Origin of the sequence: Porphyromonas canoris (assembly GCF_000765975.1) — a bacterium.
Lineage (GTDB): Bacteria > Bacteroidota > Bacteroidia > Bacteroidales > Porphyromonadaceae > Porphyromonas_A > Porphyromonas_A canoris.
The window spans coordinates 164,315-188,548 of record NZ_JQZX01000009.1; the positions used below are offsets into that span (position 1 = coordinate 164,315).

Annotated in this window: 23 protein-coding genes and 2 tRNA genes; 10 read left to right on the plus strand and 15 right to left on the minus strand. The window is 44.7% G+C overall.

Annotation, left to right across the window (positions count from 1 at the left end; all coding sequences use genetic code 11):
• The first annotated feature begins 24 nt into the window (after nt 1-24).
• The 8 genes from HQ29_RS05520 to HQ29_RS05555 all read left to right on the plus strand — a co-directional run bounded on the left by HQ29_RS05520 (nt 25) and on the right by HQ29_RS05555 (nt 8,329).
• Nucleotides 25-96, plus strand: a tRNA-Met gene (locus HQ29_RS05520).
• 176 nt (nt 97-272) lie between these two features.
• Nucleotides 273-2,750 (plus strand): TonB-dependent receptor, encoded by a 2,478-nt coding sequence (locus HQ29_RS05525; RefSeq protein ID WP_036868121.1) that lies wholly within the window; start codon nt 273-275, stop codon nt 2,748-2,750.
• A gap of 326 nt (nt 2,751-3,076) precedes the next feature.
• Nucleotides 3,077-3,661 (plus strand): superoxide dismutase, encoded by a 585-nt coding sequence (locus HQ29_RS05530; RefSeq protein WP_036863874.1) that lies wholly within the window; start codon nt 3,077-3,079, stop codon nt 3,659-3,661.
• 204 nt (nt 3,662-3,865) lie between these two features.
• Nucleotides 3,866-4,348 carry a 6,7-dimethyl-8-ribityllumazine synthase gene (gene ribH, locus HQ29_RS05535; RefSeq protein ID WP_036788841.1) on the plus strand — a complete coding sequence of 161 codons (483 nt, stop codon included), beginning with the start codon at nt 3,866-3,868 and terminating at the stop codon, nt 4,346-4,348.
• A 76-nt stretch (nt 4,349-4,424) separates the two neighbouring features.
• Nucleotides 4,425-4,507: transfer RNA gene (locus HQ29_RS05540), tRNA-Tyr, on the plus strand.
• Between the two features lie 462 nt (nt 4,508-4,969).
• The gene (udk, locus tag HQ29_RS05545; protein ID WP_369794002.1) at nt 4,970-5,596 is read left to right on the plus strand and encodes a uridine kinase; all 627 of its coding nucleotides are present in this window, start codon (nt 4,970-4,972) and stop codon (nt 5,594-5,596) included.
• Nucleotides 5,597-5,616: 20 nt separating this feature from the next.
• On the plus strand, nt 5,617-6,867 hold the full coding sequence (gene hflX, locus HQ29_RS05550) for a GTPase HflX (protein WP_036863730.1): 1,251 nt from the start codon (nt 5,617-5,619) through the stop codon (nt 6,865-6,867).
• Nucleotides 6,839-8,329, plus strand: coding sequence for a CCA tRNA nucleotidyltransferase (locus tag HQ29_RS05555; RefSeq protein ID WP_082226848.1), 1,491 nt, complete (start codon nt 6,839-6,841; stop codon nt 8,327-8,329). The genes hflX and HQ29_RS05555 overlap by 29 nt, the downstream gene beginning before the upstream one ends.
• 163 nt (nt 8,330-8,492) lie before the next feature.
• On the opposite strand, the gene HQ29_RS05560 is transcribed toward HQ29_RS05555, so the two are convergent.
• The 9 genes from HQ29_RS05560 to HQ29_RS05600 are packed head-to-tail and all read right to left on the minus strand — an operon-like array spanning nt 8,493 to nt 15,892.
• Complete coding sequence (locus HQ29_RS05560) at nt 8,493-10,532, minus strand: tetratricopeptide repeat protein (RefSeq protein ID WP_036868124.1); 2,040 nt, start codon at nt 10,530-10,532, stop codon at nt 8,493-8,495.
• A gap of 40 nt (nt 10,533-10,572) precedes the next feature.
• Complete coding sequence (gene def / locus HQ29_RS05565; RefSeq protein ID WP_036868126.1) at nt 10,573-11,124, minus strand: peptide deformylase; 552 nt, start codon at nt 11,122-11,124, stop codon at nt 10,573-10,575.
• Nucleotides 11,125-11,163: 39 nt separating this feature from the next.
• Entirely contained in the window at nt 11,164-11,595 is a 432-nt protein-coding gene (ruvX, locus tag HQ29_RS05570) for a Holliday junction resolvase RuvX (RefSeq protein ID WP_036868129.1), read from the minus strand.
• An 11-nt stretch (nt 11,596-11,606) separates the two neighbouring features.
• The gene (gene folK / locus HQ29_RS05575; RefSeq protein ID WP_036863720.1) at nt 11,607-12,101 is read right to left on the minus strand and encodes a 2-amino-4-hydroxy-6-hydroxymethyldihydropteridine diphosphokinase; all 495 of its coding nucleotides are present in this window, start codon (nt 12,099-12,101) and stop codon (nt 11,607-11,609) included.
• Nucleotides 12,102-12,117: 16 nt separating this feature from the next.
• Complete coding sequence (queA, locus tag HQ29_RS05580) at nt 12,118-13,167, minus strand: tRNA preQ1(34) S-adenosylmethionine ribosyltransferase-isomerase QueA (protein WP_036868132.1); 1,050 nt, start codon at nt 13,165-13,167, stop codon at nt 12,118-12,120.
• Complete coding sequence (truB, locus tag HQ29_RS05585; protein ID WP_036788855.1) at nt 13,164-13,883, minus strand: tRNA pseudouridine(55) synthase TruB; 720 nt, start codon at nt 13,881-13,883, stop codon at nt 13,164-13,166. The genes queA and truB overlap by 4 nt, the downstream gene beginning before the upstream one ends.
• A 4-nt stretch (nt 13,884-13,887) precedes the next feature.
• Complete coding sequence (gene uppP, locus HQ29_RS05590; RefSeq protein WP_036868135.1) at nt 13,888-14,724, minus strand: undecaprenyl-diphosphatase UppP; 837 nt, start codon at nt 14,722-14,724, stop codon at nt 13,888-13,890.
• Nucleotides 14,717-14,956: a DUF3098 domain-containing protein gene (locus tag HQ29_RS05595; RefSeq protein ID WP_036868421.1), complete on the minus strand. Its 240-nt coding sequence runs from the start codon at nt 14,954-14,956 to the stop codon at nt 14,717-14,719. The genes uppP and HQ29_RS05595 overlap by 8 nt, the downstream gene beginning before the upstream one ends.
• Nucleotides 14,957-15,010: 54 nt before the next feature.
• A complete protein-coding gene (locus HQ29_RS05600; RefSeq protein ID WP_036863711.1) occupies nt 15,011-15,892 on the minus strand; it encodes a cell division protein FtsX in 882 nt (293 codons plus the stop codon).
• Nucleotides 15,893-16,102: 210 nt separating this feature from the next.
• Between HQ29_RS05600 and HQ29_RS05605 the strand changes: the two genes are divergently transcribed.
• Together HQ29_RS05605 and HQ29_RS05610 are read left to right on the plus strand one after the other, a co-directional pair.
• Complete coding sequence (locus HQ29_RS05605) at nt 16,103-17,233, plus strand: porin (RefSeq protein ID WP_052089868.1); 1,131 nt, start codon at nt 16,103-16,105, stop codon at nt 17,231-17,233.
• 255 nt (nt 17,234-17,488) lie between these two features.
• Nucleotides 17,489-17,695 (plus strand): hypothetical protein, encoded by a 207-nt coding sequence (locus HQ29_RS05610; protein WP_152566495.1) that lies wholly within the window; start codon nt 17,489-17,491, stop codon nt 17,693-17,695.
• Nucleotides 17,696-18,312: 617 nt separating this feature from the next.
• Here the strand turns inward: HQ29_RS05610 and HQ29_RS05615 are convergent.
• From HQ29_RS05615 to HQ29_RS05640, 6 genes are all read right to left on the minus strand, one after another.
• Entirely contained in the window at nt 18,313-19,329 is a 1,017-nt protein-coding gene (locus tag HQ29_RS05615) for an FAD:protein FMN transferase (protein ID WP_036863701.1), read from the minus strand.
• 15 nt (nt 19,330-19,344) lie between these two features.
• Entirely contained in the window at nt 19,345-20,292 is a 948-nt protein-coding gene (locus HQ29_RS05620; protein WP_036868424.1) for a glycosyltransferase family 2 protein, read from the minus strand.
• Between the two features lie 19 nt (nt 20,293-20,311).
• Complete coding sequence (locus HQ29_RS05625) at nt 20,312-20,854, minus strand: DUF4199 domain-containing protein (RefSeq protein WP_152566496.1); 543 nt, start codon at nt 20,852-20,854, stop codon at nt 20,312-20,314.
• 101 nt (nt 20,855-20,955) lie between these two features.
• Complete coding sequence (locus HQ29_RS05630) at nt 20,956-21,354, minus strand: DUF1573 domain-containing protein (protein WP_036868145.1); 399 nt, start codon at nt 21,352-21,354, stop codon at nt 20,956-20,958.
• A 132-nt stretch (nt 21,355-21,486) separates the two neighbouring features.
• Nucleotides 21,487-22,242: a succinate dehydrogenase/fumarate reductase iron-sulfur subunit gene (locus tag HQ29_RS05635; protein WP_036788873.1), complete on the minus strand. Its 756-nt coding sequence runs from the start codon at nt 22,240-22,242 to the stop codon at nt 21,487-21,489.
• 40 nt (nt 22,243-22,282) lie between these two features.
• Nucleotides 22,283-24,229, minus strand: a complete 1,947-nt coding sequence (locus HQ29_RS05640) for a fumarate reductase/succinate dehydrogenase flavoprotein subunit (protein WP_036788875.1) — start codon at nt 24,227-24,229, stop codon at nt 22,283-22,285.
• Nucleotides 24,230-24,234: the final 5 nt, after the last annotated feature.

Sequence of the window (24,234 nt, forward strand, 5' to 3'; positions counted from 1 at the left end):
TACCTTTGCAACGCAAAACGAAATCGCGGAGTGGAGCAGTGGCAGCTCGTTGGGCTCATAACCCAAAGGTCGTAGGTTCGAATCCTGCCTCCGCAACTAAGTAGAAGACCTGGTCCAAGTTATGGATTGGGTCTTTTCTTTGTTATAATGTTACTATGTTTTAAGGCTATAAATTCACTAAAAAAAGGTATTGCCCATATTGAACAAAACATTGAAATTTGCGAAACTTACTGACATCAAACAATAAAACATTTATAATAGAGAAAGAACTCATGAAGAAAATTTCATTTTTACTTGGAGCCTTACTCGTTTCATTGCCCGTGGCTCAGGCAAATGTTTCTACTACTTCGGTGGTAGAGCAGGCTCCCCACAAGCATTATAAGCTTTCGGGAAAAGTTATAGATGCATCCACACAAAAACCATTGCCATACGTTGTTGTTAGAGTAGTGGGATCAAGCGATGGTGCATCTGCTAAGAAGGATGGAACATTCGTAATGGAGGAGCTTCATCGCCCTCAAGGTAAACTTCGTATAGTCCTAATGGGTTATAAGACTCAAGAGTTTGACTATGATGTAACGAAGAAGAGCGAAATTATATTGGCTCTTGAACCTTCTGTATTTAATATAGACGAAGTCGTGGTCTCTGCCAACAGGACAGAAACAAAGCGCAGGCAGGCTCCTGTATTAGTAAATGTAACAGACGCTAAGCTTTTTGAGGCAACCGCTTCTGTCAACTTGGATCAAGCATTGAAGTTTAATCCCGGTGTAAGAGTTGAAGACAACTGTCAAAACTGCGGTTTTAATCAAGTTAGAATCAACGGATTGGATGGACCATATTCACAAGTAGTTATCAACTCCAGAAGTATTTTTAGCTCACTGGCAGGAGTTTATGGCTTGGAAATGTTCCCAACAGAGATGATAGACAGAGTGGAAGTAGTGCGTGGTGGTGGTTCTGCCATTTTTGGATCCAGTGCTATCGGTGGTACAATAAACATTATTACAAAGGCACCGAGCAGGAATATGACTACTGTCTCTTACAACACAGAGTTGTATCAAGACAATTGGACTAAGCCTATGCACAATGCAAACTTTTTCTCATCCGTTGTCTCTCCGGATCTCCAAAGCGGTATTTCCGTATATGGTCGTATGAAAGAGAGAGACGGTATAGATGTTGTACGCCCCGGAAGCTTGGTAAAGGCGGACAAGGACTTGGGAACAAAGGATGGCCAAGATGGATATTCCGAACTTCCAAAGTTGAAAAGTGTTACCGTCGGTACTTCTGCATTTTTGAATCCTTGGCATCAGGGAAAACTTTCTCTTGACTATTTCTATACACAAGAAGACAGACGCGGTGGTAACAACTTGGAAAAGCCGGAACATGAAGCAAATATTGCTGAAAGCTTGAAGCACAATATTCATACAGGTATTCTTCGTTTGGATCAATATGTTGCGGATGGAGCAGGTTTTATCACTGCTTTTGGAGCGGTAAGCCACACACTTCGCCGTAGCTATTATGGTGGAGGCCCTGTTACTCCGGACAACTTGGTAGGATCCAATCCTATTTCTCCCGAAGATGCAGCAAAAGGATTAGGAGCTTATGGATTGACTAAAGACCTTACAGCCCAAATGGGATTGCAATATGTACACAATTTTCAAAAGCTTCTTTTCATGCCTTCAGCATTGACTGTTGGAGGAGAATATACATACAACAGACTTAATGACAGCAGTGGAAACAGACCATTGGCAATAGGACAGCACACTCGCACTTCCAGTCTTTTTGCTCAAAACGAGTGGAAGAATGACAAGCTCGGTTTCCTTTTGGGCTTGCGTTACGATCACGTAGGATTATCAACGGATGAGAAGCATGCGAAGTTAGGACTGAGCACTCTTGATATTCTTACTCCTCGTGCCACACTACGCTATAATCCTACGGAAGATATCAATATTCGTCTTTCTTACGCAGAAGGTTTCCGTGCCCCTGCATACTTTGAAGAAGAGTTGCACGTAGCTTTTGCCAATGGAGAAGGAAAGCCTCGTATATTGTCTCCGGACCTCAGAGAAGAGCGCTCTAATAGCTTTACCGGTTCTGTGGATTACTATACAACACTTTCGGACAATATCTCTCTCAATTTGATGTTGGAAGGGTTCTACACCAGAATTTTCAATAAGTTTGTTGCCGTAGAAAAAGAGGATTATACCTATGTACAGAATGTCGATGAAGACGGGCACAAGGTAAATGCTTCTGTTTATGGTGCCAACTTTGAAATGAGATTAGCTTACAAAAAGCTTACATCACTTCAGTTGGGTTACACTGTTCAGCGCAGCTTGTTCGATCGTCCGCAACGTGCAATAGAAGATGTGGATAAGAAGAAAGAGTTTATGAGAACTCCGAATCAGTACGGATACTTTGTGTGGAGTTTGACACCGACAGACAGACTTTCATTTAACCTTACCGGAGACTTCACCGGCTCTATGTATGTTCCTTACGAACACGGAGACAAGGAAGGGGTTTATATAACCAATGATGGAGATAATAAGATTGTCTTTACCTCTCCGTTCTTTGCTTTGAACACGAAGGTAGCATACAAGTTTGCATTCGGATCTACGGATATGGAAGTAAACTTCGGTATCAACAATCTTTTGAATGCTTACCAAAAAGACTTCGATGAAGGTCCAAACCGTGCTTCGGCTTATGTTTATGGTCCTAAATCACCAAGAAGCATCTTTGCCGGTATAAAGTTGAGCTTGTAATCTGATCCGATCTCTCAGCCATTATTTCTCTCTTTGTGAGGAGGTGGCTGAGAGATTGTTTTATGGCTCAATCGTTTATAAATAAGGCTCGCATCGTTTTTTTTATTATATTTGCATACGGAAAATCGAAGGCACGAGTTCTATATAAAACATTAAGCCAAATGAGACGGATTTTTACGCTCTCTTGTGCATTCTTTCTGCTTGGAACATCTCTTTTTAGCTGTTCACAGAAAGCGGTCGAAGAAGAAACAGGAGAAACCAAAAACAACACAGAGATCACGGCAGCTGCCGACTCTGAAATTATTAACACAAAAACACAAGATAGTATGGTATTTGAACTTTTGAAACTGCCTTATGCAACAGATGCATTGGCTCCTGCAATAAGCAAGCGCACAGTAGAACTACACCATGGCAAGCACCTTCAAGCCTATGTAGACAATCTTAACAAGCTGCTTCCGGGCTCCGGATTGGAAGGTAAAGAGCTTATCGAGATCGTGAAGTCTTCCGATGGTGGTATCTTCAACAATGCAGGACAGATCTTGAATCACAACCTCTATTTCACACAGTTTTCTCCCAATGGAGGTGAAAACCCTAAGGGAGAATTGGGCGCTGCGATAGATGCTACATGGGGATCTTTTGACGCATTCAAGGCAGAGTTTAAGACAAAAGCAACTACTCTTTTTGGTTCAGGCTGGGCATGGCTTGCTTGTGACAAGGATGGTAAGCTTGTTATTACTCAAGATAAGAACGGTAGCAACCCTGTGGTGGACAACTTGATTCCTCTTATGGGAATTGATGTTTGGGAACATGCTTACTACCTGGATTATGAAAACAAGAGAGCAGACCATATAGACGCTGTTTGGAGCATTATCGACTGGAATGTGGTAAACGAACGCTACATTGCAAGATAAGCCCCGACAGACAGAAGAGTATTTTACAAACAACGTAGAATTATAAACCGATAAAGGCCTGCATTTCTTACACAGAAAGAGGAATGCAGGCTTCTATTTTGCTTATTCTTTACCTCCGGATCTCATAAAATGCTTTGAACATAAGATGAGACTCTTTTCAACGAATAATTGAGGTGGAATGGCAGCTCACAAACTAAAACATTTATGGCAACAAAGAATCAGAATCTTTCTTCTTATGACCCCGAATCAGTCCCTTTTGCGGGAGGCTTAAAGATCGCTATCACTGTCGCAAGATGGAATTCCAATATTACCTATGCACTTCTTGATGGGGCAATATCTGCTCTAAAGGAGCATGGAGTGGAGAGTCAAGACATAGATGTCTTCTATGTGCCGGGTACATTTGAACTTGTTCACTCTTCTGCTTCTCTTGTACGAATGGAGAAGTATGATGCTGTCATAGCCATAGGCTGTGTCATTCAAGGGGAAACGCCTCACTTTACATTCATATCCGATGCTGTGGCAAACGGGTTGGCGTCCCTGAATATGAACTCATCTGTCCCGGTAATATTCGGTGTCCTTACAACGGATAATATGGAGCAGGCAGAAGAAAGAGCCGGAGGAAAGCATGGAAACAAGGGTGTGGAAGCCGGAATAACAGCTATACAAATGGCGAAGTTGTTTGGCTAAATCGGAGAAATATTCTACCTTTGCGGGGCAAATAGGGAGACTTGTAGCATAATACATCTTCTACTATTTGCACATTGGGCAGTTTCCAGAGTGGCCAAATGGGGCTGACTGTAACTCAGCTGACGTTCGTCTTCGGTGGTTCGAATCCATCACTGCCCACATCTCTACGTAAGATAGAGTTGTTGCAAAGCAACAAACTGAAGGTTGAAGAGCTACTCCATGAGATAGTTATCTTTAGCCTTTTTTGTTTGTCTGTACTGCCCCTTTTTGCTTGAAGATGGTTTCCTTCTTTTTGTAGACAGGTTTAGAAAATATCCTGTACCTGTTCACAGATATTGTTTATCGTATTCAGAGGTGTAAATCAAGGCTCGATTTCTGCAAATCAAGCTTTGAAATATAAGAACCGAAGCATGAGAGCTAGAAATCAAGTCTTGAATTGCAGAGTTATCAGGCATTACACGATTATTTATCCGGCTTAAATATATTTTATAAACAGGTTAAGAGCAAGTTTGCTACCGGAGAGAAAACAAAGTAGGGACGGTTGGCAAATGGTCCGAATTGTGTACGCTTCTCTTTTTTTTTACCTTTGTCGGATGAGATAAAAGTCACGAAAGTAGCTGTATGATGGATAAACATAACAATACAACCGTAATAGGAGTGGCAGGAGGTTCGGCTTCGGGAAAATCCACTCTTGTGAACAGACTTCTTGAAGCCTTTAGTGATGAGTCGGTGGTGATAATCAGCCATGACTATTACTATAAAGCAAATGATGATCTTACCATGGAAGAGCGCGTAAAGCAAAACTATGATCATCCCTCCTCTTTCGATACAGACATGCTTATACAGCATATCCGCCTGCTCAAAAGCGGTATTCCTGTGCGTCGTCCGGTCTATTCGTTCAAAGAGCACAACAGAATGTCCGAGACCGTCTTGGTAAAGCCGGCAAGAGTGATCATACTGGATGGCATTTTGATTTTGGAGAATAAACAGCTTCGGGACTTAATGGATATCAAGATTTTTGTCGATACAGATGCCGATGTGCGTTTGGGAAGAAGGCTTGTTCGTGATGTGCAAGAGAGGGGAAGAGATATGGATTCGGTTTTGACCCAATATTTCTCTACCGTAAAGCCGATGCACGATGAGTTTGTGGAGCCATCCAAGAGATATGCACATCTTATCATTCCGGAGGGAGGCTTCAACTCCGTTGCGCTCACATTTTTAATAGAGAACATAAAAACTCTTTTATAGGAGAAAAGTAGATCCAATAGATGAAAGACTTTATCATAACCGACACAGAATCCGAGAAGGCTGTCCTTGTTGGTTTAATTCTGCCTGAACAGACAGAGAGTGAAATAACCGAATATTTGGACGAACTGGCTTTTTTGGCACAGACGGCCGGAGTAGAACCCGTCATGAGGTTTACTCAACGGTTGGATCATCCGCAGCCGGCAACTTTCGTGGGAAAGGGAAAGCTGGAGGAGATCAAGATGTACATAGAGGCACAAGAGGGAGAGATCGGAGTGGTAATATTCGATGACGAACTCGGTCCGAAGCAGATGCGAAACATCGAAAAAGAGCTAAAGGTCAAGATCTTGGACCGTACAAGTCTGATATTGGACATCTTTGCCGCTCGTGCTCGAACAGCACACGCCAAGACTCAAGTAGAGTTGGCGCAGTACAACTATATGTTGCCACGCCTTACCGGTCTCTGGACACACTTGGAGCGTCAGCGTGGAGGAGTCGGAATGCGCGGGCCCGGAGAAACTCAGCTTGAGACAGACAGGCGTATCATATTGGATAAAATAGCAAAGCTGAAACGAGATCTGCAGACCATAGACAGGCAGATGAGCGTACAGAGAAAGAATCGTGCTCAACTCATCAGGGTTGCCCTCGTGGGGTATACCAATGTCGGGAAATCTACGATAATGAATGTGGTGAGCAAAAGCGATGTTTTTGCTGAAAATAAGCTCTTTGCCACTTTGGATACCACCGTTAGAAAGGTGATCATTCGTAACCTTCCATTTCTTCTTTCGGATACGGTCGGATTTATTCGTAAACTTCCTACTCAGCTCATAGAGTCTTTCAAATCCACTCTCGATGAAGTTCGGGAAGCAGATCTTATCCTGCACGTTGTGGATGTTTCTCATCCATCTTTTGAGGATCATATAGCTGTGGTAGAGTCTACTCTTTCCGAAATTTTGAAGGAGGAACGTAAGCCTACAATTATGGTCTTTAATAAGATAGATGCTTTCTCCTTTGTTCAGAAAGATGAAGATGATCTTACTCCGGAGACCAAAGAGAATATCTGTCTTGAAGATATTAAGCAGACATGGTTGAAAAATCTTGGTGCGGATGTATTGTTTATATCGGCTAAGAGTGGAGAAGGATTGGAGGAGTTTAGAAGTCGGATTTATGACAGAGTCAAAGAGCTGCATACGCTCAGATATCCCTACAACGACTTCTTGTTTGATGAATATACAGATCTGACAGATGAGTTTGACAGCAACGGAACTAAATAGACCGGATCTCTCTTTTCGCTCTATACCCGAATCGTTGAAAGCGGATATAGAGGCAGCATTGAGTGATGGTATCTTTGACGCAATAGCCCGATGTACCGATGAGTTAGGTCTCGAAACTTACATTATTGGAGGTTTCGTCAGAGACATTGTTATGCATCGCCCTTCCAAGGATATAGATATTGTCTGTGTCGGGAACGGCATCGAACTGGCTCAGGCACTCAAGAAGAATTTTGGTAAGAAGTGTTCGCTCTCGGTTTTCAAGAATTTTGGGACGGCACAGATTAAATATAAAGGGTATGAGGTAGAGTTTGTCGGGGCACGAAAGGAGAGCTACCGAAGCGATAGCCGTAAGCCGATAGTGGAAGACGGAACGCTGGAAGATGATCTTATCCGTCGCGATCTTACCATAAATGCGATGGCTATATCTCTGAACAAGGAGAGTTTCGGAGCGTTTATAGATCCGTTCGATGGCTTGAAGGATGTAGAGAACAGACTCATCAGAACACCCCAAAATCCGGATGCAACATTTGAAGATGATCCTCTCAGGATGATGAGAGCTATCCGCTTTGCTACGCAACTCGACTTTGTAGTGGTTCCGGAAGTGTTGGAGTCCATTGTTCGCAAGCATGAACGTATAGAGATTATCTCTATGGAACGGATTTCGGATGAGTTCAAGAAGATTATTCTCTCTCCTCGTCCCTCTTTGGGGCTGGAGCTGATGATGGACACGGGGCTGCTCTCTTACTATCTTCCCGAACTTGTTTTGCTGAAAGGAGCGGAGACAATAGACGGGGTGGGGCATAAGGAAAACTTCAGCCACTCCCTTATTGTGTTGGATAACATTGCGAATGTTACGTCTGACCTTTACCTGAGATTGGCTGGGCTGTTCCATGATATAGCCAAACCGAAAACAAAGCGTTATGAGAAAGGTTTCGGATGGAGCTTTCACAACCATAATATAGAGGGTGCGAGAATGATTCCGAAGATATTCAAGCGAATAAAACTCCCCCTGAACGATAAAATGAAGTATGTTCAGAAACTTGTATTTCTTCATATGAGACCTTCGCAGCTTGCGGATGAGGGAGTTACGGATTCTGCTATAAGACGATTGTTGTTTGATGCAGGAGATCACATAGACGATCTCATGACGCTCTGCGAAGCCGATATTTCCAGCAAGAACCCTAAAAAAGTAGAGAAGTATCTCCGAAACTTTGCCATTGTAAGGCAGAAGCTGGTGGAGGTTGAAGAGAAAGATCGGATTCGGAATTTCAAATCCCCCATTACAGGAGAGATGATAATGCAACTCTATAATCTTTCTCCCTCGAAAGAAGTGGGTGTGATAAAGGAGGCGATCAAAGAGGCTATTCTTGATGGAAAGATACAAAATGAGTATGACGAGGCTTATGCCTATATGCTTGAGACGGCAAAGAAAATGGGACTCTTTCCGGTTGAGATTAAATAAAAAAGGCTGTGCCGGAGTTTAACTTCGGCACAGCTTCGACTTAAAAGTTTATTTTTGATTGGTACAAGCGTATCGTTCGACCATTCGGAGCAGTCTCCGGAAGTCGAGCGGTACGATTTCTTTTTATGCCATATATGGAGAAGAGAAAAACATTTTCTGTTTTCTACTGCATCCGTTTGAGAATAGCATACGCTCTGGAGATACCTTTTGAACCGGCCAAACTCATATTCTGAGATCCGGAAAGAATGTCTCCACTCGCGTATTGAGCCAATGCCAGATTGAAAAAGGCTGCGGCAAATGTAGGATCTTTGAGACAAACCTGAGTCAATACTTTTACCGCTTCCTGATATTGCCCTACATGATACAATAGTGTGCCATGGTTATACATGGCTACAAGGCTTTCCTGCCACAATGTCAAGAGCTGTTTGGAATCATTGAACGCTTGTTGAAGATGTGGAGAGTGTTGCCCTGTCTTTAGAGCGGCATCGAGCTTGTTGTAACTACTCTTTCCAAGAAAATCTTTGGTTTTATTCTCCTGTTTGGTTGCCTGATCTGATGTCTGCTCCGATCTGTACGAGAGGTAGTTCCCGGTAGATCTCAAGAGCAGCCAGAGCGGATCTTTGGTATCGTTATAACGAGTGTTGTAGATGGTATTTGCAGAGTCAAAGTCTTTGGTCGTCTCTAAGTCTATCGCCAAAACAAGTGCATCTCTGGCTGTGAGTGTGCTCTGCTTTTGAAGAGAGTCTATTCTTTGCAAGTGCTCTGCAATCATACTTTGAGAAAGAGACGGGGTATAAAGCACAATCTGAGGAGTAATATCCGGATTGAGATTGCTAAGAGCTCGTTCTACTGCCTTGTCTCTAATCCTGATAGGAATGGCATCTGTTTGTAAAAACTCATAGAAAGAGAGTCGGAGAAGCGGTTCGGCATCCAACGAAACCTCTCTGTCTTGAAGCTCTCCACGATTGTTTTCATTGTACAGACTGGTAAAATCTGTAGAAGAAGAGTTGTGGATGAGCATTCTGAACTTCTCTATATTCTGATCCTGTTCGCTTCGAGTAGCGTCCTCATCTTGAGCAGGGGAAGAGGGGAGAGCAGCCCGATTGGTTGCTGCAAGCTGTTGTAGTCTTGTAATCTCACGTATATCTTTCTTGTATCCCGACTCATTGCCCGTAGATTTGTGTGTCTCTGCTCTTGCCATAAGAGCAGGAAGGAATGTGGGATAGCTTTTAAGAATCGCATCAAAGTCGCTTACGGCTCCTTTGTATATTCCCAACTCTTTTCTCAAAAGCCCTCTATTGAATCGTGCAATCTGATCTTTAGGCTCGATAGCCAGTACAACGTCATAATCTTCAATAGCGGCATTCATATCGCCAACCCTCATTCGGAGCTGAGCTCTATTGAATCGAGCCGTACGATCATCGGAGTCTATGGATATGGCTTGTGTGTAGTCTTCGAGTGCTTCTCGGATATTGTGAATCTTGTAGTTGATAATTCCTCTAAGTGTGTATAGCCTCTTGTCTTTATTGTTCAAGGCAAGACCTCCGTTCAGCTCTTTCAATGCTTCCGGGATCTTATTTTTGCTGTAATAGATAGAGGATAAAAGCCTGTAAGGTTCGGAGGATAAAGCATCAAGAGATTTTACCTTTTCCAACAGTGAGATTGCCGTTGTTGTGTCTTGTCTTTCAAGCATCGAGCCACTGTGAATGAAGTAAGTAGGAAGATATTGGGGATAAAACCGCTCAAGTCTTGCAATATCTTTATCCAAAGCGTCGTACTCCTTATTGGTGAGATGAATCAAAGCCGAATTGTGTAACGCACCTTGATGATCGGGATTGTTGTACAATACTTTTTCATAATCCAGAGCAGCGAGAGAATCTTTACCTAGAGCGTGTCTTGAGATACCGCGCAAAAAATAGGCATTGTACATGAACTGGTTGCGAAGAAGACAGGAGTCGCAATCGATCTCTGCTCCGATATAGTCTCCCAAAGAGTGTTTGGCGAGTGCACGAAAGAAGTATGGCTCCGCTTTCTCAGGGGATGCGGATATGGCGGAAGAGAAGTAGCGAATAGATAGAAGATAGTCTTTGAAGTGAAGAGCATTACGACCAACAGATAAGGCTTTGTTCGTATCAACTTGAGCTTGAGCAAAGAGTGTTGCTACAATACAGAGTAGCAAGGCTATTCCGACTTTCTTCTTCATGGTATATTCTATCTATTCAACCTCTTATGGAGATTTGGTTCTACTTGTTCACGGTACGATAGTGGCAGTTTACAATACCTTTGGATATCTTCAGAAGCTTATTTTTAATCAGTTGTTTTCTAAGAGGAGATACTCTGTCAGTAAAGAGTGTCTGGGTGATATGATCATGTTCGTGTTGGAAAACACGTGCAGCAAAATCGTTCAATGTTTCCGTCTTTTCCTCAAAATTCTCATCGCGATAGCGAATTTTGACTTGAGTAGGGCGTACAACATTCTCGGAAATACCCGGAATGCTAAGACATCCTTCGGGCAAAGAGACTGTTGTTTCGTTGCTTTCCAATATTTCGGGATTGATAATGACTCTCTTGAAACCTTTGCATTCGGGATAATCTTCTCCTAAAGGGTCTGCATCTATGACGAGAAGCTTTAAGCTTTTTCCAATTTGCGGGGCAGCAAGACCTATTCCATCTGAATGATACATTGTTTCAAACATATCATCGATCAACTTCTTTATGCTATCGTTTATCTCTTCTATGGGAGCTGTTTCCCGGCGTAGTACATCTGTTCCGTAGAGGTAAATAGGTAATATCATTGTTTTTTCTGTCTGTGTTTAAGCGATATAGTCTATCTTTTAATTGTGTATTGCCGGAGGTAGGTTGGCTTCCATGTAATCTCGCAGTATGATCACGGCAGCAATCTCGTCTGCAAGACCTTTTTCTCTCCGTTTCATCTTTTTTATGCCTCCCTCTATCATGCTTTTTTGTGCAATTGTAGTGGTATAACGTTCATCTGCCCAGTCCAAAGGGATAGACGGAAAAGCTTTTTTTATTTTTACTGCAAGCGGCTGTATATATATCATACTCTCCGAGTCCGAACCATCCGCCTGTTTCGGATATCCTATGATAATCTTCTCTACACTCTCTTTACTTGTATAATTTTGGAGAAAGGGGAGAAGTTGATGGGTTTCCACATATCCCAATCCATTGGGGATGAGCTTCAGAATATCCGTTACGGCTATTCCGGTTCTCTTCTTTCCGATATCAAGAGCAAGCCATCTTCCCATTAGACGTGATGTTAAGCGTTAAGTGCACGAAATCTGTTCCATAGTTCCTCTATAGTTTTTCCCGTAATCGGATCTACGACATCAGGAGCTATTTCTACTAAAGGAATGAGTACAAAATCTCGTTCTCTAAAGGCAGGATGCGGAATAGAAAGCAGAGGACTCTTGATATTGGTCTTTCCTACAAGGATAATATCTATATCAATGGGTCTGTCTTCATAGGTCTGACCCGATTTTTCTTTGCGTCCCATCTCCTTCTCTATCTCTTTTGCCTTTTTCAGTATCTCTTCAGGAGACAAGGGAGTAAGCACTTCTATGGCTGCATTGAGAAAGAGGTGTTCGGAAGAGAATCCCATCGGTTGCGTCTCTATAAAAGAAGAAATCTGCTTGACTTCTCCAATGCGCTCACCAATGAGAGCAATAGCCTCTTTAAGATTAGTCTCTCGCTCCCCAATATTGGAGCCGAGAGCCAAATAACAAGATCTATAAGGAGACAAAGGACAGAGCATCTTGTTCGGGTCTTAATTACAATATGAGCATGGCGTCGCCATAAGCACCAAACTTATATTTCTCCTCTATGGCAACCTTGTAGGCATTCATGATGGTATCGTATCCACCGAAAGCCGCAGTCATCATAAGCAATGAAGATTGGGACATATGGAAGTTTGTGATAAGAGCATCAGCCATGTTGAAGTCGTAAGGAGGGAAGATAAATCTGCTGGTCCAGCCTTCAAACTCCTTTATAAAGCCATCCGTGCTGACACAAGTTTCCAAAGCTTTCAGTGTGCTTGTTCCTACGGAAATGACTCTACCTCCTTTTTCTTTGCATTTATTTACGACAGAGGTACATGAAGAAGTAACAGACATTTGCTCCGACCCCATTTTATATTTGGTGAGATCGTCCACATCTATATCTTCATAAGCACACAAACCGCTGTGAAGAGTAAGGTATGCAAAGTGGCAATCTTGAATTTCCAAGCGCTTCATAAGCTCTCTACTAAAGTGAAGTCCTGCAGCAGGAGCCACGACAGCTCCTTCTTCTGTTGCTACTATCGTTTGGTATCTCTCCTCATCATCTTCTTCCGGTTCTCTGTCTATGTATTCCGGTAGTGGAGTTTTACCCAAGCTAAACAGGATTTCCTTAAATTCATCGTGTGTCCCGTCAAAAAGAAAGCGCAATGTACGTCCTCTTGAGGTAGTATTGTCTATCACTTCGGCTACAAGATCTTCATTCTCCCCGAAGTAAAGTTTATTTCCTATCCTTATCTTTCGGGCAGGATCTACCTGTACATCCCATAAGAGCAACTCTTCTTTCAGTTCTCTCAGAAGAAAAACTTTGATCAGAGCCTTTGTTTTATCCTTACTGCCAATGAGACGAGCCGGGAAAACTTTCGTATTGTTCATGACAAAAACATCATTCTTGCCGAAGTACTCGATAAGATCCTTGAACGTTTTGTGCTCTATCTCTCCGCTATCCTTATGCACTACCATCAATCGAGACTCGTCCCTGAAGCGAGCCGGATATTGTGCAATAAGTTCATTCGGAATATTGATTACAAACTGGGATAATTTCATTGCTGTATATTTTTTATTGTATTCTCAATGTAGTTACTAAACTCTTCTATTTTTATCGCATTGTCAAGCGTATATTCTCCTACGGATAGGCGTGCCAATTCGGTCAGATGCGCTCCACTATCCAATGCTGTGCCCAAATCCCTTGCCAGAGAGCGTATGTATGTCCCTTTTCCACAGCTGATCTCCAGACTCAGGTAGGGAGGATTAAATCCAAGAACAGATATGTCGTAGATTTCGATTTGCTTTGGCTCAAGCTCTACCTCTTTCCCTTTTCTTGCCAGTTCGTAGGCTCTTTTCCCTTCTATTTTACAGGCACTGAATATGGGAGGTATCTGCTTGATGGATCCTATGAACCGGGGTAATACATCCTCTATTGACTTTCGAGAGATATGCTCCCACGGGTAGGTATTATCCACTTCGGATTCTAAGTCGAAGCTAGGGGTCGTCTCTCCAAATTTTATGGTAGCCCGATAGACTTTCTTTTGAAGCTGGATCTTCTCTATATCTTTTGTGCTCTTTCCTATGCAGAGGACTACCACACCCGAAGCCAAAGGGTCTAAAGTCCCGGCATGACCTACTTTGAGTTTTTTTATGCCAAGTGTTTTGCACAACATCCAACGGCATTTGTTCACAACATCAAAGGAGGTCCACTTCAAAGGCTTATCTATGGCTAAGATTCTGCCTGCTCTAAAATATTCGATAACGCTTTCCTGCATCCTGTCAAATCATGAAAGTGATTCCCAAATATACCAACACTCCCACAACGGAGGCAAATAGAATCCGATAGACTCCGAATGCCGCAAAGCCTTTTCTGCTGATGTAGCTGACAAAAAACTTGATCGCCAGCATCGCAACTATGAAGCTGACCACATTGCCTATGATAAGTGTATCGGCATTATCTACAAACACCTGCATCCCGAACTCTTTGTATAGCTTGTAGGCTTGGAGCAGGGTAGCACCAAACATGGTCGGGACGGCAAGAAAGAAGCTAAACTCTGCCGCACTTTTTTTAGTGAGACCTGAGAAAAGTCCGCCTACTATCGTTGCCATCGAACGTGAGATGCCCGGAAGAAAGATGGCTATGCACTGCCAAAGACCAACCAAGAAGGCTTGCTTGTACGACACTTCTTCTCCGCTTTTTCGGAAAGAGATTCTGTCTATGAACAGCATCGCAACACCTCCGATAAAGAGGTTCGCAATGACTACCATTATACTGCCCAACATTTTATCCACCCAGTCATTGAATAGAAATCCCAGCACTGCTGCGGGGATGATGCCTACCAACAACTTGAGGTAGAAGTGCCCGACAGATGCAAGCCATGCCGAGGATGTTTGAGCTTTATTCTTCGGAGATATCTGAAAGAATCGTTCCCGGTATAACACCACTACGGAGAGTATTGCTCCCAGCTGTATCATGACCGTAAAGGCGCGGACATAAGCAGTGCTTTCCATTCCCATCAGCCCTTGAGCCACTACCATGTGCCCGGTGCTGGAAACGGGAAGAAACTCTGTGATTCCCTCTATGATCGCAAGAATGAAAGCCTCTATTCTACTCATGCTTTCCCTTGTATAGAATAGCGGCAAGTATGCCTATGTATCCTATTGTACAGAGCATGGGAGCTATGCGTATACGTGTCGTGCTGAACACTTCCGGATTGAAAGACACGCCATCGGGGGAGTCTCCCCCTGCCATAAGTATGTATCCTAAAACCACCAATAGAAGAGATACGACAAGGATAATGAGGTTTGTCTTTCCGTATAGAAAGGGGCGATATTTTTTCTGATCCATATTCATGAACTCATTATAAAGCAAAAAAGAAAATATGTATGTGGAAATCTGCTCTTATATCTTGTACAGCCTGTTTACGTCCATACGGAGGTATTTATTGACTGCAAAGAAAGATGAGATAAGAGCGATAATAAGACCAAATCCAAAGACCGTACCGATAACTATTGCGCCATTGGTAGCGGAGAGGATGGAGGAGAGTACCGGGAACTGTTTGGTGGCATAAAACCAGAGCCAGCCAAGCCCGGCTACAGCTATTGAGGAGGCTATGAGCGCACTTACGATGTTGTATCTGATGAAAGGCCTTCGGATAAAGCCGGGAGTGGCACCCACCAACTTCATTGTATATATACTGAATCGGCGCGAGTATATCACCAGGCGAAGCGTATTGCTTATCAGGAAGAACGAGATGGCAAGCAGCACTATTGCAAAGCCGAAGACAATGTAGCTTGCTGTCTTTATATTGCTGTTGACCTTCTCGAGCAGATCTTTTTTGTAGCTCAATCTTTCCATAGGGGCATAGCTCCGGATGCCGGCTTCGACCACGGCGAGGCTATCCGCGTTGGCAACATAGTCTCCTTTCACTTTCACCTCCAGAAACGCGTTGAGGGGATTCCAGCCCAAAAACTCTTCGGGCGACTCTCCCAGCTCTTCGGTCAGCTCTTTCAGCGCATCCTCCTTGGATATGTAAGCCACCTCTTTCACATAAGCCTTGCTCTCCAGGTCTTTTATCATCCGGGCAGCCTCACTTTCGGAGGCATCGGACTTCAGCTCTATCGTAAACGAGACGCTCTCCCGGACGTGATCCTTGAGGCCATAGCCCACGAGGACGAACATGGATATGATTCCGAGTAGGAAGAGTACAAGAGATATGCTTATAATACTTATGATCCGTGCGTGTATGAATCCGGATTTGTGTTTCTGTTGTTTGTCCCTCATCTCTAAAGCTATGATAAGATTATTATGCTCTCATTCACCGGCATACAAAGGTATAAAATTCTCTCTGCCTACACAACGGATGGCTTCGGCTCTCGCAGATGAATAGAGAAGAAAAAGTGTCGGATGAGATGGAATCTCCTTTAATTTCTTACCTTTGTTTCCGCTGAAAATAACTAAACAACTCTTAATACACATTCTATGAAAACAATTATGACAACCACCTCAGCCCTTCTTTTGGTTGCGTCTCTTTTCTGCGGCACGGCTCATGCGCAGCAGCAGAGAGTCTTGGCAGCATCGGAGGAGTCGCTGGCTGAGCAGATTCATCTGGTAAAGTCGAGGCAGGACAAGTTCAAGCTGTTCCTCAACACACAGGCAGCCCTGAGCAGGACACAGGCGGGGGAGGAAATTCCGAGAGCCGCTTTCGAGGTACGCCAGCTGCGAATCGAAGCCAAAGGACAGATCAATCCGTGGCTCTCTTACCACTGGAGACAGAGGCTCAACCGCCACAACGACGGCACCAACACCATAGACAACCTTTCGGCTTCGGTCGACGTCGCCGGGATCGGTCTGGCACTATCGGACAGATGGTCCCTCTTCCTGGGAAGACAAGCCGTGGCATACGGAGGGATAGAGTACGACCTGAACCCGATAGAGGTCTACGAGTATGCCGATATGTTGGAATACCTTCCTGCCTTTCTCACGGGGGCGAAAGTGGCGTACAGCCTCACACCGAACCATCAGTTCCAGCTCCAGGCGGTGAACTCGCGCATCCATTCGTTCGAGAGCAACTATCCGCAGGCCCGTGCCATGGGAGTGGAGGAAGCTATGTTCCCGTTCATCTACTCTCTGAACTGGAACGGAGCCTTCGGCCGACACTTCAAGACCCGTTACAGCGTCTCCTACTCGCCTCAGACAGAAAGACATAACGCCTACGTCGTGGCGCTTGGGCACGAGTTTTCCGTGGGCAACTTCGGAGGGTATTTCGACCTGATGTACTCCTTTGAGGGGCTCAACAGAAAACGCTTCGTCCCCATCAGAGAGAACGAGCACAACCTCTCCTACATCCTCAAGCTGCACTACCGCCTGACCGACCGCTGGAACATCTTCGCAAAAGGTATGTACGAAGGTCAGGGCGAGATCAAGGACAACCGCGAGGCGGGCGACTGGCGCATTTCCATGGGCATCCTCGGCGGCGTGGAGTTTTACCCGAACCGGGACAACAATCTCCGTTTCTTTGCCACCTATGTCGGCAGAACCTCCGAGCGGAAGTTCGAGGCGAAGTCCGATCCTTTCAGACACAGGGTTTCCGTCGGGTTCGTCTATCAGTTGCCGATGTTCTAACGCTCTGATTCCGACTCCTTTCCGGAACAAAAAGTTCCCGGTGCCGCATCCGTTGGCGCCGGGAACTTTTCGTTTTCTCCCTACCCGTTCCTGTGCCGCCACAAGCCGTTCAGGGATGTTTTTTCTGCTTTTTGACCTTAAAAAGTCGCCCACTCCGAGATCCGCTTTAATACACTGCCGTTTGGCTGTCTGTGGGAAGCATGACACCTCCTTGCGGAAGGCACTAAATTTTTGTGGCCAAGAAAAAAAAGTTTCGTGGTCAAGAAAAAAAAGTTTTGTGGCCAAGAAAAAAAAGTTTTGTGGCCAAGAAAAAAAAATTTTGTGGCCAAGAAAAAAAAATTTTGTGGCCAAGAAAAAAAATTTTTGTGGCCAAGAAAAAAAATTTTTGTGGCCAAGAAAAAAAATTTTCGTGGCCAAGAAAAAAAATTTCATGGGCATAGAAAAAATTTTTCATGGGCATAGAAAAAAATTTTCATGGGCATAGAAAAAAAATTGTGTAGGCATGAAAGAAAATTTTTGTAGGTACAAAAAGTATTTTCTTTAGCATAAAAAATATATTTACATAGGCATAAAAAAATATTTTCATGCTTATGAAAAGAAGTTTTTGTGCGTTTTAGAGTTTATTTTTATGCTGTAGAAAATAAGTTTTCATCCGAACGGAAAAAATTTTTCGTCAGAACAAAAAATAATTTTTATACGTATAAAAAGAAATTTTTGTCCGAAAGAAAGAGAATTTTTGTCCGAAAGAAAGGGCATTTTTATAGGTAAGGAAAAAAATTTCCGTGCGCACGAAAAAAAATTTCCGTGCGCACGAAAAAAAATTTCTGTGCGCACGAAAAAAAATTTATGTGCGCACGAAAAAAAATTTCTGTGCGCACGAAAAAAAATTTATGTGCGCACGAAAAAAAATTTATGTGCGCACGAAAAAAAATTTACGTGCGCACGAAAAAAAATTTACGTGCGCACGAAAAAAAATTTCTGTGCGCACGAAAAAAAATTTCTGTACGTACAAAAAAATATTTGTGTACGTACAGAAATTTCGTTGCCTGCGGATCAGATTTTCCTTTTCGTCCCGGAGGTTATGGGGCTTCTACGGGGGAGAGTCCTTTTGTGTAGGTGGAGATTTTGTTTTCTTCGTCCACGTAGATGAAGAGGACTTCGAGCCGGGGTTGGTCTCGGAGCACTTCGATGGCTCTTTGAAGACCCAAGCCCATGAAGGCTGTCGCCCAAGCATCTGCTTCTATGCAGGTGGGGGCTTTGACGGTGGCGCTCAGGATGTTTTGGTTGGCCGGCATTCCGGTTCCGGCGTCTATGGTGTGGGCTACTTTTTTGCCGTCCACGAAGGTGAAGTTGCGATAGTCGCCGGAGGTGGCGAGTGCGCCTCTGTCGCAAATGGAGAGGATGTACCGGATCTCCTGTATGGTGCTCGTGGAGTCTTCGACGGGGCGGTTGATGCCTACTCGCCAGCAGCTGCCTTGTGCATTTTGTCCGCGGCAGACCAGCTCGCCTCCGAACTCGACCATGTAGTCCGAGACACCGTGGCGTTCGAGCGTGTGCCCGATGAGGTCGGAAAGGTAGCCCTTGGAGAGGGAGACGGCGTGGACGGTGACGCGCGGATCTGCTTTGTGGACAATGGAGTCCTCCCGAATGGAGATCTTGTCGTAGCCGACGTATTGTCGGAGGCTGTCGAGCTGCTCGGGAGTCGGGGCGTGTCGTATTTTTCCTTTGGTGCCGAATCCCCATGCCTCAAAGTAGGGCGAGCCGGTGATGTCGTACACTCCGCCCGTGGCTCGGGATACGGCTTGGGCTGTGAGGATGACGCGCGCAAGAAGGCTGTCTGCGAGATGGGTTTCGTTCCGATTGACCCTGGAAATGAGGCTGAGAGAGTCGAAGTTGTTCAGGCTTTCCCCGAAAGATTTCATGGTGGCCTGTATCTCTTCCATCAGATCTTCCTCGCTCCGGTAGATGATGCGGTAGGTGGTGTGGAATGCCGTGCCGTTCATGGTGATGTAGGGCGCTTTCCGCTTGCCGCAAGAGATGAGCAGCGGCAAGAACGCCATGGCAAGGAGCCGAAGAAGAAGCAGGGTGCGTCTCATGAGAGTGTGGGGTGGTTAGAGGGTTTCTCGTATGTTGTGATGGTTGCGTCCGGGGGAGGTGCGGCACAGAAGTTCGCCCAAAAATCCGGTGAGGAAGAGCTGAACGCCAAGGATAATCCCCGTAAGCGCAAGGTAAAAGTAGGGACGGGAGGTAACCAAGGGCGCAGAGGTGTGGTTCAGAATGGCGATGAGCTTGTCCGCCCCCACCACGCAGAGCGCAATGAAGCTGATGAAGAACATCAGGCTGCCAAGCAACCCGAAGAAGTGCATGGGCTTCTTGCCGAAACGGCCGATGAACCAAAGAACCATCAGATCCAGGTAGCCGTTGACGAAGCGATTGAGCCCGAACTTCGTACTGCCATACTTCCTGGCCCGATGCACGACAACCTTTTCTCCTATCTTGCCGAACCCCGCCTGCTTTGCCATGTAGGGGAGGAAACGGTGCATGTCGTTGTAGACTTCAAGGCTCTTTACCACTTCGTTTTTGTATGCCTTGAGGCCGCAGTTGAAGTCGTGCAGCTTTATCCCCGATACCGCTCTCACCGTGGCGTTGAAGAGCTTGGTCGGCATCGTCTTGGTGAGCGGATCGTAGCGTTTCTTCTTCCAGCCCGAAACGAGATCGTAGCCCTCTTGGGTGATCATCCTGTAAAGCTCCGGAATCTCATCGGGAGAGTCTTGAAGATCGGCGTCCATCGTGATGACAACCCTGCCCTGCGCAAGCTCGAAGCCATGGTGAAGAGCCGGGGACTTGCCGTAGTTCGTGGTGAACCTGATGCCCCTGACACAGTCCGACTTCCGGCGCAGGCTCTTGATGCACTCCCACGATCCGTCCTTGCTGCCGTCGTCTATGAAAATGATTTCGTAGGTGAGCCCTTCCCGCTGCATCACTTCAACAATCCAGGAGTAAAGCTCCGGCAGAGACTCCTCCTCGTTGTAAAGAGGAATGACAATGGAGATGTCTATGTTCTGTTGCATGACCATATTATTTGTTCTTCCTGGCAAGCAAGCCTACCACGATACTGAATATGAGACCGAAGAAGAGAGACCAGTTGCACATCGCCAACATCAGACGGAACGGCGTTATGCTCCGGATGCTTTCGAGCAGTGCCTCTATGCGTTCCCTGTCCTGCCCGGACTTTGTCTGCTCCGCAAGCTGACCGAATGAGTCGTATGCCGCCTCCAATGAGCGTATGAACGTGTCGTCTTGGAATAAGATGCGATAGATAACCATCTGCCCCCCCGCATATATAATGGTGGCAAAGAAGACAAGCAGAATGGTATAACGAGCTGCACGCGAGAAGCTGATACTGCCCTGAAGCTCTGTGTCCCTATACTTGCAAACCAACAGGTAAATAAGCACAGGGTAAAAGAGAAACATCAGTACCATGAAAACCACGGAGATAATGTTCCGGTTGAGAAGAACCCACGAGAGATTCAAAATCATGTAAAGCCCTAAGATCAACCCTTGTTTGAGCGCAAACTGAATAGGACGGGGAGAGGGCTGTGTCGGTGAAGTCTGTTGCATATAAATGAGAAAAGCATACACCTAAGATAACTGCGTATATTAGAGTGTATGCCGTTTGTTATTACACTTACGGACAGAGAGGTTCCTCTATCCTTCTGATTCTATTCTACCACCCCTTTTATTGTAAGTATAAGAGGAGCACCATCTTTACCATTGCTGTAAACAGAGACTGTTTTTACGAATGGATAGACACGATTGGTAGGGTCATAAACAACCGTAATGACACTGCTCTTGCCCGGAGCTATCGGCTCTTGGCTGTATTTGGGAGTAGTGCATCCGCAAGAGGACATCACCTTGGTTATGACCAAAGGAGCTGTTCCCTTGTTGATAATGACAAAGTCGTGCTTGACGCTACCATCTTTCTCTTTGATCTTACCAAAGTCGTGAGTAGGCGACGGAGCTTCTATGATGGCTCTTTTAGTCTCTTGTGCAGATACGGTCTGAGAGCCTACAAACAGTGTCAAGACAGCTATGATTAAATAGAAAAGATTTTTGTTCATAATCCTAATTGTTTTTTTGTGATACAATAAGTTTTATCACTCTCAACATGGGCAAAGATATGAATAATTCTACTATATACAAAAAAGCACGACCTTGAGGGATCGTGCTTTTTTGTATATATGTATATGGTATCAGTCCTTAAACTTTGCCTTGATAAACTCTCTGTTAAGACGAGCAATATTGCTGATGGATACGTTCTTCGGACACTCCATTTCGCATGCACGAGTATTGGTACAGTTACCAAATCCAAGCTCATCCATCTTTGCCACCATCGCTTTTGCTCGTCTGTTGGCTTCCACCTTACCTTGAGGCAGGAGCGCAAACTGGCTTACCTTGGCAGAGACAAACAGCATGGCAGAACCATTCTTACACGCAGCAACGCAAGCACCGCAACCGATGCAAGAAGCAGCGTCCATAGCCAAGTCGGCATTCTTCTTAGGGATAGGAATGCAGTTGGCATCAGGAATACCTCCTGTATTGACCGATACGAAACCTCCAGCTTGCATAATCTTATCAAATGCAGTACGATCCACAGTAAGGTCTCTAATGACCGGGAAACCTGCAGAGCGCCAAGGCTCAATGGTGATAGTGTCTCCTTCTTCAAACTTACGCATGTGAAGCTGGCAAGTGGTAATCTCAGAATCGGGTCCATGCGGGTGACCATTGATATATAGAGAACACATACCGCAGATACCTTCGCGACAGTCATGATCGAAAGCTACCGGAGTTTGTCCTTCGCTGATAAGCTTTTCGTTGAGTATGTCCAACATCTCCAAGAACGAACTTCCTTGGGAGATATTCTTAAGTTCGACAGTTTCGAAATACCCTTTAGTCTTGGCATTCTTCTGTCTCCAAACTTTTACTTTTATATTGATGTTCTTGTCCATTGTTCATAAATAGTTAAAAGGGTTAGAATAATGCCGTGGGTTAGCTCTTATAATTACGTTGTTGACGTACAATGAACTCGTAATCCAGAACCTCTTTGTGCATTACAGGATCTGCATTTTCTCCTTTATATTCCCAACAAGAAACGTAAGAGAACTGATCGTCATGGCGGAGAGCCTCTCCTTCTTCTGTCTGGTGTTCCAAACGGAAGTGCCCACCACAAGACTCCTCACGATCCAAAGCATCATGTGCCATAAGCTCGCCTATCTCTATAAAGTCGGCAAGTCTTAGAGCTTTTTCAAGCTCAACATTGAAGTCTTCGGCTTCTCCCGGTATGCGTACGTTAGACCAAAACTCTTTCTTCAGCTCTTTTAGCTTGGTGATGGCTGTTTTAAGTCCTTCTGCTTCACGTCCCATACCTACATACTCCCACATGATGTGTCCAAGCTCCTTGTGTAGATTGTCTACAGAGCGTTTACCCTTGATGTTCATCAGCTTATTGATACGCTCCTTAATCTGGCGTTCTGCTTCTGCAAACTCTGGAAGATCTGTAGAGAAGCGAGGAACTTGTATTTGATCCGAAAGATAGTTCTGTATAGTATAAGGAAGAACGAAGTAACCGTCCGCCAAACCTTGCATAAGAGCAGAAGCTCCAAGACGATTGGCTCCGTGGTCCGAGAAGTTCGCTTCTCCGATTGCAAACAATCCCGGAACGGTTGTCATCAACTCATAATCCACCCAGAGACCTCCCATGGTATAGTGAATTGCAGGGAAGATCATCATAGGCGTCTCGTATGGGTTGTCATCCACGATCTTTTCATACATCTGGAAGAGGTTACCATACTTTTGCTCTACGACATTCTTGCCCATTCTATTGATCGCATCTGCAAAGTCAAGATAAACGGCAAGTCCGGTAGTCCCTACACCAAAGCCTGCATCACAACGTTCTTTCGCTGCACGAGAAGCAACGTCACGAGGAACAAGGTTACCGAACGCAGGGTATCTGCGTTCCAAGTAGTAGTCTCGATCTTCTTCTTTTATTTGTGTTGGTTTGAGCTTACCTTCACGTATTGCTTTCGCATCTTCTATTTTCTTTGGTACCCAAATGCGTCCATCATTACGAAGAGATTCGGACATCAAGGTCAGCTTACTTTGGAAATCTCCATGAACAGGAATACAAGTAGGGTGAATCTGAGCCATACAAGGATTTCCGAAGAATGCTCCTTTCTTATAACACTGCCAAGCGGCCGATCCGTTACTTGCCATCGCATTGGTAGAAAGGAAGAATGCGTTACCATATCCTCCTGTACCAATTACTACGGCATGAGCCGCAAATTTCTCAATCTTACCTGTTACAAGATTACGAGCAATGATACCACGAGCTCTACCTTCTATAATAACAACATCCAACATTTCGTAGCGAGTAAAGAGCTTAACTTTACCCAAGCCGACCATGCGAGAGAGAGCAGAGTATGCTCCAAGCAACAGCTGCTGACCAGTCTGTCCACGAGCATAGAATGTCCGTGATACTTGCGCTCCACCAAATGAACGGTTATCAAGGAGACCGCCGTATTCACGTGCAAATGGTACACCTTGAGCAACACATTGGTCTATAATAGAGTTGGATACTTCTGCCAAACGGTAAACATTTGCTTCTCTTGCACGGTAGTCGCCACCCTTGATGGTGTCATAGAAGAGACGATATACAGAGTCTCCGTCATTTTGGTAGTTCTTAGCCGCATTGATACCACCTTGCGCTGCAATGGAGTGTGCTCTACGCGGAGAGTCCTGAATACAGAAGTTATAAACATTGAATCCCATTTCGGCAAGAGATGCAGCCGCCGAAGCTCCTGCAAGACCTGTTCCTACAACGATGACATCCAATCTACGCTTGTTCGCCGGGTTTACCAGCTTTTGGTGGCTCTTATAGTTGGTCCACTTTTCAGCCAAAGGCCCTTGTGGAATTTTAGCTTCTAATATATGTGACATAAGTT

Bases quoted from the DNA above. Each gene is read 5' to 3' on its own strand.
- HQ29_RS05525 (WP_036868121.1), top strand. From the start codon at position 273: ATGAAGAAAATTTCATTTTTACTTGGAGCCTTACTCGTTTCATTGCCC.
- HQ29_RS05530 (WP_036863874.1), top strand. From the start codon at position 3,077: ATGGTATTTGAACTTTTGAAACTGCCTTATGCAACAGATGCATTGGCT.
- ribH (WP_036788841.1), top strand. From the start codon at position 3,866: ATGGCAACAAAGAATCAGAATCTTTCTTCTTATGACCCCGAATCAGTC.
- udk (WP_369794002.1), top strand. From the start codon at position 4,970: ATGATGGATAAACATAACAATACAACCGTAATAGGAGTGGCAGGAGGT.
- hflX (WP_036863730.1), top strand. From the start codon at position 5,617: ATGAAAGACTTTATCATAACCGACACAGAATCCGAGAAGGCTGTCCTT.
- HQ29_RS05555 (WP_082226848.1), top strand. From the start codon at position 6,839: ATGAGTTTGACAGCAACGGAACTAAATAGACCGGATCTCTCTTTTCGC.
- HQ29_RS05560 (WP_036868124.1), bottom strand. From the start codon at position 10,532: ATGAAGAAGAAAGTCGGAATAGCCTTGCTACTCTGTATTGTAGCAACA.
- def (WP_036868126.1), bottom strand. From the start codon at position 11,124: ATGATATTACCTATTTACCTCTACGGAACAGATGTACTACGCCGGGAA.
- ruvX (WP_036868129.1), bottom strand. From the start codon at position 11,595: ATGGGAAGATGGCTTGCTCTTGATATCGGAAAGAAGAGAACCGGAATA.
- folK (WP_036863720.1), bottom strand. From the start codon at position 12,101: ATGCTCTGTCCTTTGTCTCCTTATAGATCTTGTTATTTGGCTCTCGGC.
- queA (WP_036868132.1), bottom strand. From the start codon at position 13,167: ATGAAATTATCCCAGTTTGTAATCAATATTCCGAATGAACTTATTGCA.
- truB (WP_036788855.1), bottom strand. From the start codon at position 13,883: ATGCAGGAAAGCGTTATCGAATATTTTAGAGCAGGCAGAATCTTAGCC.
- uppP (WP_036868135.1), bottom strand. From the start codon at position 14,724: ATGAGTAGAATAGAGGCTTTCATTCTTGCGATCATAGAGGGAATCACA.
- HQ29_RS05595 (WP_036868421.1), bottom strand. From the start codon at position 14,956: ATGGATCAGAAAAAATATCGCCCCTTTCTATACGGAAAGACAAACCTC.
- HQ29_RS05600 (WP_036863711.1), bottom strand. From the start codon at position 15,892: ATGAGGGACAAACAACAGAAACACAAATCCGGATTCATACACGCACGG.
- HQ29_RS05605 (WP_052089868.1), top strand. From the start codon at position 16,103: ATGACAACCACCTCAGCCCTTCTTTTGGTTGCGTCTCTTTTCTGCGGC.
- HQ29_RS05615 (WP_036863701.1), bottom strand. From the start codon at position 19,329: ATGAGACGCACCCTGCTTCTTCTTCGGCTCCTTGCCATGGCGTTCTTG.
- HQ29_RS05625 (WP_152566496.1), bottom strand. From the start codon at position 20,854: ATGCAACAGACTTCACCGACACAGCCCTCTCCCCGTCCTATTCAGTTT.
- HQ29_RS05630 (WP_036868145.1), bottom strand. From the start codon at position 21,354: ATGAACAAAAATCTTTTCTATTTAATCATAGCTGTCTTGACACTGTTT.
- HQ29_RS05635 (WP_036788873.1), bottom strand. From the start codon at position 22,242: ATGGACAAGAACATCAATATAAAAGTAAAAGTTTGGAGACAGAAGAAT.
- HQ29_RS05640 (WP_036788875.1), bottom strand. From the start codon at position 24,229: ATGTCACATATATTAGAAGCTAAAATTCCACAAGGGCCTTTGGCTGAA.